Here is a 14,740-nt window from a genome sequence, read left to right on the forward strand (position 1 = left end):
ATAGAATCAATGATTTTATTCCCCCTTTACCCCGCTAAGGGCTATGCTTTGAATAATGTATCGCTGTAGAAAAAGATACAATATTACTATTGGCAAAATACTAACTGTAGCAAGGGCCATAGTCAGACCACCGAGGCTTGTCCCATTTTCCAGAGAGAAACTGGCTAAATATAATGGTACAGTTTGCAAATCCTGGTTATTAAGTACTACTAGCGGCCACATAAAGTCGTTCCAGCTCCAAATAAAAGCAAGAATAACCATGGTTGCTGCAATCGGTCCTGCTAAAGGTAGATAAACCTTGAAAAAGATTCGAAACTCTCCCGCCCCATCAATCTGGGCTGCTTCACGAAGGGTATTCGGAAGCTGATCAAAAAATTGCTTACATAGAAAAATAAGCATCCCATTAATGATAGGAGGAAGGATTAGCGGCCAGAATGAGTTCAATAGATTCACACTGTTAAATAAGGTATATAAAGGAATTAAACGTGGTTCCATAGGTATCATCAATGTACAAAGAACAATAATGAATAACAGTTTTTTTCCTTTAAACTTGCCTTTAGAAAAAGCATATCCAGCTAGTAAAGAGGAAGTCACTCCGATTAAAACAGAACTAATCGTTACAATTCCTGAGTTAAGATACGACTGGATCAAACGCCCGTTTTCAACAACAATTCCATAGTTAAAGCCTGAAAGCTCTTCAGGTATCAGTCTTGGTGGAAAAGGCATGGTTATATTTGCTGTCCTGTCAAATCCCACACTAACCATCCAGATGAACGGAGCCATTAAAATGACACCGCAGACTAACAATACAAAAAACTTTAGTATATTTGTTAATCTTTGAATTTGATTTTCCGAGAAATTACTGTTCATTTTAATTTCTTCCTTTCTTTCTCATTACAGTTTCATGTTAGAGATTTTTATATTAAGGAATGTGAAAATGAGAATAATAATAAACATGACATACGTTGCAGCAGATGCCATTCCAAACTCGAACCCTGTGAAACCCCTTTCGTAAATAAAAGCTCCCATTGTCTGGATGGAACGGGCAGGGCTCCCACTTGGCCCACCCAATACATAGACTTCATTAAAGCGCTGTAAGGCGCCTATCCATCCGGTGATAAGTAAAAAAGCAAAAGTAGCAGTCATATTAGGAATCGTAATAAACAACCATTGCTGAACTCTTCCAGCTCCATCAATCCGGGCAGCTTCATACATTTCCGGAGAAATTGCTTGTAAGTTTGCCAGACAAATAATAATAACAAAACCAATCCAATGCCAGACTGACAGTAAGATAACTGCCCACTTTGATGTAGACGGATTCGAGAGCCAACCAGGAGTTGGCAGACCAATTGTCTCTAATATATAATTAACAATTCCCATTTCAGGATGCAGGACAAAAGCAAAGATCATAGCAGCTGCAACAATTGAGGTTACATTCGGCAAGAAATAAATAACTTTAAAAAAATTCTGTCCCCTAGGTGTGGAGTTAATTAATGAGGCAAAGATAAAACCTAAAGGAATGGTAATCAATATCTGAAATATACCAATATAGAAAGTATTCCATACTGAATTCCAGAATGGTCCAGAAGTCAAAATCGTTTTAAAGTTATCAAGCCCGATAAAAGTCTCCATCGTTCCATTAGATTGATAAAAACTTAGTCTCAGAGATTCAAAAATCGGATAAACCATAAAAAGCAGAATTCCAAGGAATGCTGGAATCAGGAAAATATACCAAATGATTCCTGACCCAAAGGCCTTCTTTTTGTCTTTTTTAACGACCCGCTTTGACTGCTCATTTTCTTGTCGGTTGAGCGGTGAAATAGGCCGACGTTCCGGTTCTTGGTTTGGTTGTACTTTAGCTTGGTTTTCGTTCATCATATTCTCCTTTCTTAGTTTTACATGAAAACGCTTTAATTTTTAACCAGAAATAAATGGAATAATTCCATTGCATCCTTCAGTCCCATGTGGAAACCCTTCCCTACAAGCCTTGATAAGCCTGATCAATCGGAATTTCACAGCCTGACCATGCTTTTTTGGAAGTCCATTGTTCTTCTCCCTTCCAGAATAAGTTAGTTTCCGACAATCCTAGCGGAAGAAATACGGTTGCACATAAATACAAGCTGCCTGTTGAGATATAACTTTCTCCCAATTCTGGCTGATGACCACATAAACCAATTTGAAGCCAGCCACTATCATCGTAAGTTCCAGGCATTTCTAACATTTTTTTCATGACCGCCGTAAGGGCGCATCGTACCTGGGCTGGTTTAAGTGTCTCAGCAAGTTTATGCTGAAGAGCCATCTGGGCTAAATGCTGAAATACTCCTAGCCGATAGGCAATAGATCTTCCTGTTATAGGAAATGTACCTTCCGGTGAAATGCTTCTTTCCTGGATTACTGCATATCTTCTGGCACGCATTTCCACTTTTTCCTGCATGCCATCCCAATCTGATGACAAGTGGCCGATATTTTTTAAAATATCTATCAACATTGGCTGAATAACGAAGCTATTATAATAGTCCATATGAAATTCAGGTCCATCTCCATACATCCCATCGCCCAGATACCACTGTTCGTGCTGTTTTAAAGCATAATCAATTCGCATCGGGTCCCAGTCTTCATCCAAAATATATAAAGCGGTTTCAATCATAGCTGAAAATAAAAGCCAGTTACTAAAATGAGGTTTACGTGTACGAGTAATCTTTAGTGCTTTTACCAGATTACTTTTAACTTCTGGGTCTAATTTTTCAGCAAGTTCATTAGGTGCACGAACAATAGCATGTGCTAAAAATGCCGTATCTACAATAGGTTGTCCGCCTTCTGAGAAATTCATATAGTCAGGGGATTCCGGATCGGTGGCATTTGCGATTCCCACTCTGATGAGATTACTGTATTTTTCCCGAAGTTTCATTTCCTCTCCGTAAGCTGGACCTGTTTCAATCCATGGTGCCATTCCTGATACTAATCGTGCAAAAGCTTCTAAACAGCTGTAGTTTTCCCTATCCTTAACTTCACGAGGTATATTCTGTTTTAATTGGCCAGCTGCAAGTGATTCCAGAACAGGGTTTGCCATCGTCAACATGGCTTTTAACCAATATTCTCGATCATTAGTAACTAACATCTGTTCACCTCCCTTTACTAAATTTGATATAGTCTACATGAAGGTCAATAATAGCTATAATCTGATTAACTTAATTTTCACCAGACTCACTAACCAAACTGCCTTCTTAAATCATTCTGTAAATAAATTATAACTTACGTAATATTCTAAAAGTTGTTGTATAATAACTAAAAATGTTGTTCTATTGTCCTAGATTTCCCTGGTAGATGAAAGTGAAATTATCTTTGGTAGCAGATACCATAGTCACTTGGTAATCAATGATGAGCTTTTAAACTGTGAAGAGTTTCAATATCAACATGTCAACAAGTTGCAGCTGGTTGACATGCTTATCATACAGAAATTTTGCAATATATTTGCCTACATGAACCCCCCATTAAGGCAAATATATTTTTTCCTGAAGTTTGATATGTTGAACACATAGGTTATACTTATCACTTCCTATCAAGTATTGGTGTGAGCCTGTTAAGCTATTTTTTTACATTTAAAAACTATTACATTAAGTTTATTACAAATTTTTACAATATGGAATAGTATAATGGAGGGGCTATAAATGAATAATTTATTTCAACAAATTAATCTTAAGCCGTTTACATGGGTTTATCGCAGGGTTAACGAAAAGAATTTTCAAGGTTTTTATCACTGGCATCAAGGTTGTGAATTATTATTTGTATATCGCGGACGAGGAAATGTAATTGTAAACCAGCATTCTTATGAAATTAAAAAAGGTATGATGTTCTTTTTTCAACCTTTTCAATTACATAAGGTATATGTTGAAGTGTCCCCCGACACTCCTTATGAGAGAAGTGTCATGCACTTTGATCCACTAACTCTCGGGAAAAATTTGCACTTATTCCCTGATCTAAGTGCCCTATTAAAACAATTACAAAATGGTGTAAATGAACCTCAAGCATTTGATTTAAAAAATTCCTTTAATTACATGTACGAGGTATGTGATATTTTTAATAAATCGTTGCAAACAAACAATTGGGAAGAGGATAGCCAGCTTTTTCTTATGCAATTGCTCTCTTGTATTCGTTCAAACATTCACGATAGTGATCTAGAAACTTCCTCTAATAAAAAGTTCCGTTCCCTTCACTATTCGGAAAGAATTATGCAATGGATAGAAGAGCATTACATGGAGCCATTTGACTTGGAACTATTATCGCATGATCTGCATCTATCAAAGTCATATGCCTCAAGAATATTCAAACGCGAAACAGGAAGTAGCTTAACAGAATATATTAATATTCGAAGGATCAAGGAAGCTTGTCAGTTACTACAGGTTACCCATAAACCTATAGAATTAATTGGTGAGAGCATAGGCTTTGGCAGTGTATCATATTTTATACAATTATTTAAAAAAATGATAGGAACTACTCCTCACCAATTTAGGCTCTCCCATCAGACGGTTCATAAATAAAACTAGAGTATTTTTTAATAATTAAAACTACGCCGCAATAGCCATAGTTCAAAATAAAATTTTATTAATACAGAGACAAAAAAATCTCTGGATAGTTGAGCTTTTTACTATCGATTTGCTATGAGCGAATTACTCTTGTCTGATTTGTTCATCAGTTAAAATACCAATCTTCACACATCTTCTTTTTGTCTTTTTTACTTTACGTGCTGGATTTTACTAATTACTACACACTCCAACATGTAGTTTTAAAATACTCATAACTTTTGTGTTAAGGTTCCCGCTTGATTCCATTTACCTTGGCAAACTCCAAAATACTGTCTAATGTGAAGGTAAATTAATATTCTCTACATCTACTACTTCATTTTCAATATAATAAGCATCGTCTGATAATTTCTTATGTTTGTCTTGGTTGTGTTCTTGAAACATCTGTATTCAAGAAATCTCCAAAGGAATGTTAACAAAACAAAAAGACTACCTCCTTAAATTTTAGGAAGTAGTCTTTACTTTAGAAAAAAATCATTTACATGACTGGTTCACAGAATGGGTAAAAAATAGCTTAAACTAGTTCTCAAGATGAAGGATTAAATCCTTACATCATACCCGGCATTCCGCCGCCCATTCCACCCATGTCTGGCATGCCGCCACCGGCACCGCCATCTTCATCTGGTAGGTCAGCTACAACAGCTTCAGTTGTTAGGAACATTGCCGCTACAGAACCTGCGTTTTGAAGTGCAGAACGAGTAACTTTTGTTGGGTCTACAATACCTGCTTCGATCATGTCTACCCAATCGCCAGTTGCTGCGTTGAAACCTACACCTACTTTTTCACCTTTCAGACGTTCTACAATGATAGAACCTTCAAGTCCAGCATTAGCTGCGATTTGACGTACTGGCTCTTCTAACGCGCGAAGGACGATATTAACACCAGTTGCTTCGTCACCTTCTAGGTTAAGATCAGCCACTTGTTTGTAAACGTTAAGTAGTGCAGTTCCACCACCAGAAACGATACCTTCTTGAACCGCTGCACGAGTTGAGTTCAATGCATCCTCAATACGTAGCTTACGTTCTTTTAGTTCTGTTTCTGTTGCAGCACCTACTTTAACTACTGCTACACCACCAGCAAGTTTCGCAAGGCGTTCTTGTAATTTTTCTTTATCAAATTCAGAAGTAGTTTCTTCTACTTGTGCACGGATTTGTGCAACACGAGAAGAGATTTGTTCAGGGTCACCAGAACCTTCAACCATTGTAGTGTTATCTTTTGTTACCACTATTTTAGAAGCGCGACCTAATTGCTCAATAGTCGTATTTTTCAGTTCTAAACCAAGATCTTCTGTAACTACTTCCGCACCAGTTAATACAGCAATATCTTCAAGCATTGCTTTACGACGATCACCAAATCCTGGAGCTTTTACTGTTACTGCATTAAATGTACCACGAAGTTTGTTTAATACTAATGTAGCAAGTGCTTCACCTTCGACATCTTCAGCAATTAATAGTAGTGGTTTACCTTGTTGAACAACTTGCTCAAGCACTGGTAATACTTCTTGGATATTGTTAATTTTCTTATCAGTTACTAAAATGTATGGATCTTCAAGCACTGCTTCCATTTTGTCTTGGTCAGTAACCATGTATGGAGAAGCATAACCACGGTCAAATTGCATACCTTCCACAACTTCTAATTCCGTGTTGAATCCTTTAGATTCTTCGATCGTGATAACACCATCATTACCAACACGTTCCATTGCTTCTGCGATTAATTGCCCTACCTCGTCATCACCAGAAGAGATGGACGCAACTTGTGCAATAGATTCTCTACTTTCAATAGGCTTAGATACTTTACGAAGTTCTGCAGTCGCAATCTCAACAGCATTTTCAATTCCTCGGCGTACACCTACTGGGTTTGCACCAGATGCAACGTTTTTTAAGCCTTCTTGGATCATTGCTTGTGCTAATACTGTAGCAGTTGTTGTACCATCACCAGCTACATCATTTGTTTGAGAAGCTACTTCAGATACAAGCTGTGCACCCATGTTTTCGAATTTATCTTCTAATTCGATTTCTTTTGCAATGGTTACACCATCATTAGTGATTAGTGGTGAACCATATTTTTTATCTAATACAACGTTACGACCTTTTGGCCCTAATGTTACTTTCACTGCATTTGCAAGTGTATCTACCCCGCGAAGCATTGCGCGACGTGCTTCTTCACTAAATTTTAATTCTTTAGCCATTCAAAAAAACCTCCTTAAAATTTGGAAAAATATATGCTATTTATCATTAATGCTCTTCGTCATCCTTAGCCAACGACTGCTAAAATATCATTTTCACGAAGAATTAAGTATTCTTTACCTTCATACTTTACTTCTGTACCAGCAAATTTAGAGAAAATAATAGTGTTACCTTCTTCAACTTCAAGTGCCACTTTCTCACCATTGTCTGTTACACGACCAGAACCAACAGCTACAACCTTACCTTCTTGTGGTTTTTCCTTCGCAGAATCTGGAAGAACAATTCCACTCGCCGTTTTTTCTTCTTGTTCTACAAGCTCAATAATGACACGATCACCTAATGGTTTAAGCATCTCTTTGTTACCTCCTTGGATTTCTCATTCATTATTTTGTTGATTATTAGCACTCGTTCATGAGGAGTGCTAACACAATTATTATAATAATGAAATCTATATTTTTTTGCAAGTATTTTAGTAGCGTTTTACAAAAAAATTTATAACAAATACTCACATACTTCTATGTGTAGACGAAGTATTTCAATTTTATTCTAAGTTTATGTTAAAATACGCACTACTTTTATTTTGTATCAAAAAGTAAAATTTTTATTGAACTGCTGATATAACAGTATTTAGGTCACTTATACAAATATGTCAGCAATGCAAAATAATGCAATGAAATGAATGTATTTGAGGCTAAGTGAGGCTAATTTGGAGCTAATAACTATAGAGTGGGCAGATATAAAAAAACTCTCACAGAATAATGTAAGAGGTTAGTCAATTCGTTAAAGCTTTTAGTCATTGCACACTTTTATACACCTGATAAAAAGCAATACGTTTCATTTCATTGAGTCATGGTGTAGAAAGATAAATTATTCAAACATAACACCCCCTCCTATTTTAGCTATCATTATGCTGGTATTCCTTCAAGCGGTACCATGCGATTCGAAAGGCAGAACCTCACGCATCACGAGCATCCCAATAGCTTGGTTTTAGATAATTTAGCTTATTAACGCATTTGTTGTAAATCAGTCGAATTGCTCGATCGGATCTCTCCTAAATGCTTATTAGGGCAAATGGAGAAGTCTAATGTTTGTTTCATTATCTTCGAGTTTAGTATTAATGGAAGCTATCCCAATTAAAATGTATAGGAAAAACACAAACGCTAAACCGTTTGTGTTTTTTATTCTACTTATAAATAGTTGCCCATTTCAGCCCTTTTTTGCAACAACTCTCCCAGCTTGCGAGCATCCTCCAACGCTTCCTCATCTTGCAAGATATCATCCGGCTTCGCTGCTTGCCCCAATACATATCCTTTATATTGCAATCCGATAAATTGGCAAATATAAGTAAACTGCTTTACGAGTGCGATACCTTTCTCGCGAGGATTATCTCCTCCAACCGCGATAATATAAGCCTGTTTTTGACCCATTTTTTCCTTGAAATCCGGATACTTATCATCTCTTACCGTTTGCGACCAGCGATCAATGAACCGTTTCATCACACTAGTCATCCCATACCAATAAATCGGTGTCGAAAAAATTAAAACGTCACAATCTATGATTTGATCAATAATACGATCATACTCATCATCGACTCGGTCAAATCCACCTTTGTCATGCCTTTGATCGATAATATCTTTGAAATCATAGTTTTTTAGATCCACTTCCGTGACACCTGGTAAATGTTTAATGACTTCTTCTGTTAAACGTGCCGTGTTTCCGTTCTCTCTCATACTTCCATAGATGACACCAAGCTTCATTTAAACCACCTCATAGCTATATTTTTCTTTCTTTTTACTTCTTGATATACTAACATGTAATACTAACCGAAAAGCATTAATCCTCCCATACAGATGAAACCTATATTTGGTGAAAAAACATCAATCAGTAAGCCAAGTCCACCAGCAAAGACCGTTTGTAGTAATAAAGCAATACCCATCCACACCGACATCGCTCTGCCCATTAAAGGTTTTGGAACAATCTCCATAAGCATTGTATTCATAATAATTCGTATAGATGAATTAGAATAACCAATTAAGAAGCTGCCCAAAAATATGAAAATAACGAATACGTTAATAGATAAACCCATTAATGTCACGACCGATAAGCTAAAAATGATCATAATAGCTTTATTTTAGGATTGAAACTCTTCATTGTTATGATCAAGGTTAGAATCTCCTGGTCCATACGCTATAATCGGTACATCTTTCCAGGTTGTAGCAAGTGTATTCATATCGCTTGTTCCTGTCTTCTTTAAATATTTACACTTTACCTTTTGGTTGGCAAAACTCTTTGCGAATGATTTTACTAATGAGCAGTTTCTTTTGTTCATAAACCCTGGTGTTGCCCTTAAGACATCAACCGTAATCTCTTCCGAAACAAGTAAGTCCAATTGACTGACATAGTCTTCCCTTACACCTGGAGATATTCTGAAATTCAAAATTGCTTCTAAAACATCCCTGTCCTCTTCTTTATATTGGTTAATCCTTGTGGTAGTGGCCACATGATCAGGATCTATATCCTTCATCCTGCTTTCTAACTCTTTCTTAATCAGGAAAAACTGATCAGCAACGCTCACATTATCTCTTGAAGCACTGTGTTTTTGACTCTTGTTTATCGTAATGCCTAGCTTGAGCAATCCATGATAGCCGAGCGTCAGATTATTTTCCCCACTCGGTTCACCAACAATGACAGCGTCTGCCGGGTGATGATCCCTCACATAATAGGCACCAGCCGAGGAGGATACCTCTTCTTCAACAGCGCCATTTACTTTTAATTTGCAGTTAGCTGGTACCTGTACGTCCTTCAGCATCTGTACAAAATTCACAAAACACCCTTTCGCATCGACAACCCCTCTTCCCGAGATTGTTGTCTCATCACTTTTCACCTTCCATAAATGCAGAACTGTATCTACATGCCCTAACAACAGGGTATGATCACCACTCCCTTTTTCAAAGACAATGTTTCCCGCATGATCTACAGCGTTGTTTACACCAAGAATTCTACCATTATCACAATTGAAAGAACATGAGATTTCCCACTTTCTTTCATGGCATAAAGACAAAAAACTTACCCCACTATTAAATACATTTATTTCACTGAGTCAAAATGTTTTTTGATTCTCCGAATACAAATACGATCATATTTCTGTATGATAATAGAGGCTGGGACAGAAGTACTCGAATTAGGACAAAACACGAACATCAAGTTGGATGTTCGTGTTTATTGTTCCTTGGAAATATTCATTCTTCCTTGGAAAAATGAATATTTCTAAGGAACAGAAGCACTTTTCCAAGGAACAGAAAGAGAATTCCAAGGAAGAAGGAAGAAGCAACAAGCACAGAAGGTAGAGCATGGGTCTGTTCAAATGAGTAAGAGTATCTAATGTATGTTTTGTCCATTTTTTGATATCATTTGGATCCACTAGTGTCGCATAAATATATTCTGTCTAAACCTTTGCTTTTTTGATGAAAAAGAGTATGGTAAGGCTTGAGTGCCGTTGTGCCTTTTCCACGAGAGTGATCTGCGTACCCAGGAGCGATTGATGAGTGGAAACGACCTTCCATCATGTTCATACCGTTTGGAGTAGGATACTAAGATTGATAGGTGCAGTCACATCAGGGTCATTGTTCCTATTTCATTGCCAAGTACAGTGGTTTACGGCGCCATTTCATTTTTCTTTGCTTGGGGAGATTTGATTTTCAGTATTACCTTTAACCGAGATTAAGAGCTGTTGCCACTGACGGCAGGTATCTTTAATGCCGTTGATAGATATGGTATTGAGTGGAACAATTTAATGTCTTTTGCCACCATTTCTGTTTTACAGTTATTATTATTTTCATCTTTCTACAAAAGCATTTAATAGAGAGGCTAGTGAGTGGATCGGTAAAATAAAGATAGCATTATAACCATTTAAACCCTCTCTTTATTTCAAGAGAGGGTTTTTTGTAAAATGAAAAGCAGCGTACCACTAATTTTCGGCTTTTCTTATCTTATGCTTCGTATGGTTGGTTTCCCATTCATGCAGGGTTTTTAAAAGTGACCCCTGCGATAAGGTTTCATGGCACCATAAGACTTTGCTAGCCTAAGTTGACGCTATGATCTTTTTTTAAATCTTGAAAGATATCAACACCGAGCTCTTGTAAAACGATAATTGCTCTTTCAACAGGTAAATAAGGTAGTTGAAATTCTTCATTTATTACATTCCGAATATCGTTTATACTGGAAAGTTGATGCTTCTCTACTTTTCCGTTTATGTCTCGTATATTCAGTGTATGATTAACTAAAGAGAGGCTTCGTTTTTTTTCTTGTTGCCACATTTGACAGCGCAAAGTTGACATAAATAATGTTCCGGGCTGAAAATACTCTTGAATAGGCGTGATAAAATCCTTGAAATGATACGTTTTTTTAGTAGTAAATGACCAGAGAGTTTGCTTGATTAATTTTCCATCGATATACCGGTGAAAAGTAAAATTACCTGATTCATCTTCTGGCTGAATGAATACTTCTATTCCTCCAAAGGATACTGAGTTATCCGGATCTGTTTCAAACCGTAATGGTTTAAATAAAGGAGCGGCAGTACCACAATCAACATAAACATATTCTTTTGTATTTGGTATCTGAACTAAAATTGCCAAATGAATAGTACCCAATTGCACAAAGCGGCAATGGAATCCAAGATGCTTCAGAAGTGAACAAAGGTTGCTGTTTATGGCATAACAAGTTCCACCCATATGATTGGTAAATAATTGATGTATAAACTCTTCTTCTTTAGGAATATACCATCCATTTTTAGATAATCTCTGTATTGGAGCAAGGTACTAATGTTTTCAAAGGGTATTTTGTTTAGATGAGCAGTACAAATTTCTGTCAGATATTCGTACGATGGACTTTTCACCGGAACTTGGATGTACTTCAAGTAATCACGTACCCACCCAGGGTTTGTGTTCATGTTTTAAACTCCTTTCGAACTCACTTAATTAAAGTGCTCTGCAAAATCTCCTATATTCATTACTAGTCTGTTTTTTAATTTGTTCATTAGACCAATAATTACTATTTTAAATTTGTAGTTCCTTCAAGAAGGGAAACCCAAAGAGACTCACTCTTTATCCCTTCCGTTTTTCATCCAATTTGCTACGGTAACGACCCGTTTCACTTGGTGTTTGGTGGCACCTGCTACCTTTTCTGATATTCCATGCTCCGTTGTAACACTCGTTCCATATGGATTACCTCCAGCTTCGAAAATGACATCATCGGAATATCCAGGCGCAACCACAATCGCCCCCCAATGATACATGGTCGTGTACAGTGACAGTATAGTCGCTTCTTGCCCACCGTGAGGGCTGTCGGAAGAAGACATCGCCGAAACAACTTTATTGATTAATTTACCCTCAAACCAAAGACCGCCAGTGGTATCTAAAAACTGTTGCATTTGTGAAGCTATGTTACCAAATCGAGTGGGGACACTGAAGATAATGGCCTCAGCCCAAACAAGATCGTCTGTTGTTGCAACTGGGATTGATTTTGTTTCCTCGTAATGGCTTTTCCATTCAGGGTTTGATTCAATCGCCGATTTTGGTGCCGATTCCTCTACTCGGACGACGCGCACTTCGGCATTTGTTTCTTTCGCAGCCTCTTCAGCAAGCGTAGCTAACCTATAGTTGGTTCCTGTCGAACTATAGTAAATAATAGCAAGGTTAATTTTTGACATCTTTGATCTCCTCCTAATCATTTTATTACAATTTATATTATACAAGTATAATATATTTATATAAGTACGCACTTTAAAGTGGTATAGTATTAATATGGATACTATTGGGAGGAATGTTGTATGTCAGAAAATACAGAGATGTGTAAGGAAACGGAAAAAACAATGGGAATTTTGGCGGGAAAGTGGAAGCCAGTCATTTTATTTCATTTGTTATATGGGGGAACAAAACGTTTTAATGAGCTGAAGAGGTTGATTCCCACTGTCACTCAAAAAATGTTGACCAATCAATTGCGCGAATTAGAGCAACAGGATATCATTAAAAGGATCGTGTATGCACAAGTTCCACCAAAAGTAGAATATTTAATGACTGATTATGGAAGAAGTTTGCAGCCTTTAATTGAAATAATGTATGAATGGGGAGCATCTCACATTAAACATATGGAAAACAAAGAGAAGGATCTAACTGTTGATGAAAAGTCAGTAACAAATTCTGATTAGAAAAAAGGGGAAGTATGATATCATACTTCCCGGCATGTATGGAATATTACCCTTCGATGATTTGTAGTCCTACCACTCCAATTAGAATCAATATAAGAAAGACGATACGAGTTGGTGAAATATTTTCTTCAAATAGCATCACACCTGCAATAATGACACCAATAGCTCCGATCCCTACCCATACGGCATAAGCTGTCCCAACCGGCAAGCTCTTGAGTGCAAGGGATAGCAAGTAGAAACTGGCTCCAGCTGCGAATATACTAATTACACTAGGCCAAATATATTTAAATCCGTACGAATATTTTAACGCAATGGACCATACGGGTTCTAGGAGTGCAGCAATTATTAAAAAAATCCACCCTAACATTAGGCTTCGAAACCACCATCAACAGCGACTGATGTTCCCGTTATAAATCTCCCATCCTCTCCAGCAATAAATGTAACCACCCCCGCAATGTCATCAACATTTCCGTAATGACCCACAGCTAACCATTCTTTTTCTTCCTCGGCATCTGGCCCATCTGTCGGATTCATATCAGTATCTGTAGAACCAGGGTCAACTACATTAACAGTGATACCACGTTGCCCAACATCTCTAGCCAATCCTTTTGTAAAGCCTATCAATGCAGACTTACTCATAGCATAGAGGCTTACACCAGGAAAAGGGACACGGTTTGCGAAACACGATCCAATTGAAATAATTCGTCCTCCTGCTTCCATATGCTTAATAGCAGTCTGGGATGCAATGTAAACTGCGCGAACATGGATTGCTAGTGTGCGGTCAATTTCTTCAAGTGTAAAATCTTCCGGATCTCCAAACGGAAAAATGCCCGCATTATTAACTAAAATGTCTAATTTACCAAAATTAGAAGCAGTTTGGTCGACTGCGTTAATCACTTCATCTGTATTTGCACTGTTTGCCTGGATTGCTAAACCTCGCTGTCCAAATTTATTGATGTCTTTTATAACAGCTTGGGCTTTTTCTTTACTATTTGTATAGGTAATCACGACGTTAGCTCCTTCTCGGGCTAGCTTTTTTGCAATACCGGCTCCAATACCTCGACTACCTCCTGTAACCAACGCGACTTTATTCTCTAACTTTAATTTCATATTGTTGATTCCTCCTCTTTTCAAATAATATTTGTTTCACTATCATTATGCGCAGACAAATATTATTTGAAAAGTACGCATTTTATTAATACTTAGTATGAAAAATCATACTAATAGCGCCAACAAATATTTTTTTCTATTTATTTTTTTATGGTATGATTTAGTTATTAACTCTAAGAAATGTGATGGAGGGGTACAAAGATGGATAAATCAATGGGTACAACGTATGGAATAATGACAACTCTCCAATCTATAGGCGGAAAGTGGAAACCTCTCATTTTATTTATATTACTAGAAGAGGGGACCAAACGTTTTGGGGAGTTAAAACGAGATATGCCACAAATAACACATGGAGTTTTGACCCAGCAACTTCGAGAGCTTGAGCGATCTCAATTAATCGAGCGAGTTGTTTATCAGGAAGTGCCGCCACGAGTGGAATACTCGTTATCCGAACATGGTAAAACGCTGGAAATAGTATTGAATAACATGTGTAGGTGGGGATTTTCGCATGATGAATTTTTAAAATAGGACTAATTGTTATATCATATGTGATTAAGAGATAAGTTAGAGACTTACTCGTCTCACTTCAATCTTTTCCAAGGTACCACGCTTTAATACTGGTCTATTTTGACGCCATAAATCACCTTCCCACGAATTCT

At 37.2% G+C, this 14,740-nt stretch carries 15 protein-coding genes; 3 read left to right on the forward strand and 12 right to left on the reverse strand.

The genetic code is table 11. The annotated features are described in order from the left end of the window. Window positions 1–15: 15 nt before the first annotated feature. From BM121_RS15165 to BM121_RS15175, 3 genes are all read right to left on the reverse strand, one after another. Window positions 16–870, reverse strand: coding sequence for a carbohydrate ABC transporter permease (locus BM121_RS15165; RefSeq protein WP_091484499.1), 855 nt, complete (start codon window positions 868–870; stop codon window positions 16–18). Between the two features lie 24 nt (window positions 871–894). Next, window positions 895–1,875, reverse strand: a complete 981-nt coding sequence (locus BM121_RS15170) for a carbohydrate ABC transporter permease (RefSeq protein ID WP_091484500.1) — start codon at window positions 1,873–1,875, stop codon at window positions 895–897. A 103-nt stretch (window positions 1,876–1,978) separates the two neighbouring features. Next, window positions 1,979–3,118: a DUF2264 domain-containing protein gene (locus tag BM121_RS15175; RefSeq protein ID WP_091484501.1), complete on the reverse strand. Its 1,140-nt coding sequence runs from the start codon at window positions 3,116–3,118 to the stop codon at window positions 1,979–1,981. A gap of 550 nt (window positions 3,119–3,668) precedes the next feature. Here BM121_RS15175 and BM121_RS15180 point away from each other — a divergent pair. Continuing rightward, window positions 3,669–4,538, forward strand: coding sequence for an AraC family transcriptional regulator (locus BM121_RS15180; RefSeq protein ID WP_091484502.1), 870 nt, complete (start codon window positions 3,669–3,671; stop codon window positions 4,536–4,538). A 589-nt stretch (window positions 4,539–5,127) separates the two neighbouring features. Here BM121_RS15180 and groL read toward each other — a convergent pair. From groL to wrbA, 7 genes are all read right to left on the reverse strand, one after another. After that, window positions 5,128–6,768: a chaperonin GroEL gene (groL, locus tag BM121_RS15185; RefSeq protein ID WP_091484503.1), complete on the reverse strand. Its 1,641-nt coding sequence runs from the start codon at window positions 6,766–6,768 to the stop codon at window positions 5,128–5,130. A 65-nt stretch (window positions 6,769–6,833) separates the two neighbouring features. Beyond that, window positions 6,834–7,118: a co-chaperone GroES gene (gene groES / locus BM121_RS15190; RefSeq protein ID WP_091484504.1), complete on the reverse strand. Its 285-nt coding sequence runs from the start codon at window positions 7,116–7,118 to the stop codon at window positions 6,834–6,836. Between the two features lie 835 nt (window positions 7,119–7,953). Next, complete coding sequence (locus BM121_RS15195) at window positions 7,954–8,523, reverse strand: flavodoxin family protein (protein ID WP_091484505.1); 570 nt, start codon at window positions 8,521–8,523, stop codon at window positions 7,954–7,956. A 62-nt stretch (window positions 8,524–8,585) separates the two neighbouring features. Then, complete coding sequence (locus BM121_RS15200; RefSeq protein ID WP_091484506.1) at window positions 8,586–8,885, reverse strand: MFS transporter; 300 nt, start codon at window positions 8,883–8,885, stop codon at window positions 8,586–8,588. Window positions 8,886–8,897: 12 nt separating this feature from the next. Further along, entirely contained in the window at window positions 8,898–9,827 is a 930-nt protein-coding gene (locus BM121_RS15205) for a M20/M25/M40 family metallo-hydrolase (RefSeq protein WP_175495455.1), read from the reverse strand. A 1,015-nt stretch (window positions 9,828–10,842) separates the two neighbouring features. Beyond that, a complete protein-coding gene (locus BM121_RS15215; RefSeq protein ID WP_342714488.1) occupies window positions 10,843–11,571 on the reverse strand; it encodes an arylamine N-acetyltransferase in 729 nt (242 codons plus the stop codon). A gap of 290 nt (window positions 11,572–11,861) precedes the next feature. Next, window positions 11,862–12,473, reverse strand: coding sequence for an NAD(P)H:quinone oxidoreductase (gene wrbA, locus BM121_RS15225; RefSeq protein ID WP_091484510.1), 612 nt, complete (start codon window positions 12,471–12,473; stop codon window positions 11,862–11,864). A 120-nt stretch (window positions 12,474–12,593) separates the two neighbouring features. On the opposite strand from wrbA, the gene BM121_RS15230 reads away from it, so the two are divergent. Beyond that, on the forward strand, window positions 12,594–12,971 hold the full coding sequence (locus BM121_RS15230) for a winged helix-turn-helix transcriptional regulator (protein ID WP_091484511.1): 378 nt from the start codon (window positions 12,594–12,596) through the stop codon (window positions 12,969–12,971). A 46-nt stretch (window positions 12,972–13,017) separates the two neighbouring features. Here BM121_RS15230 and BM121_RS15235 read toward each other — a convergent pair whose 3' ends face one another. Then, on the reverse strand, window positions 13,018–13,338 hold the full coding sequence (locus tag BM121_RS15235; RefSeq protein WP_091484512.1) for a DMT family transporter: 321 nt from the start codon (window positions 13,336–13,338) through the stop codon (window positions 13,018–13,020). After that, window positions 13,338–14,081 carry an SDR family NAD(P)-dependent oxidoreductase gene (locus BM121_RS15240; RefSeq protein WP_091484513.1) on the reverse strand — a complete coding sequence of 248 codons (744 nt, stop codon included), beginning with the start codon at window positions 14,079–14,081 and terminating at the stop codon, window positions 13,338–13,340. Before BM121_RS15240 ends, BM121_RS15235 begins: the two co-directional genes overlap by 1 nt. A gap of 201 nt (window positions 14,082–14,282) precedes the next feature. Between BM121_RS15240 and BM121_RS15245 the strand changes: the two genes are divergently transcribed. After that, window positions 14,283–14,609 carry a winged helix-turn-helix transcriptional regulator gene (locus BM121_RS15245; protein ID WP_091484514.1) on the forward strand — a complete coding sequence of 109 codons (327 nt, stop codon included), beginning with the start codon at window positions 14,283–14,285 and terminating at the stop codon, window positions 14,607–14,609. Window positions 14,610–14,740 lie beyond the last annotated feature (131 nt).

It is taken from the genome of Gracilibacillus orientalis (assembly GCF_900114645.1).
GTDB lineage: Bacteria > Bacillota > Bacilli > Bacillales > Amphibacillaceae > Gracilibacillus > Gracilibacillus orientalis.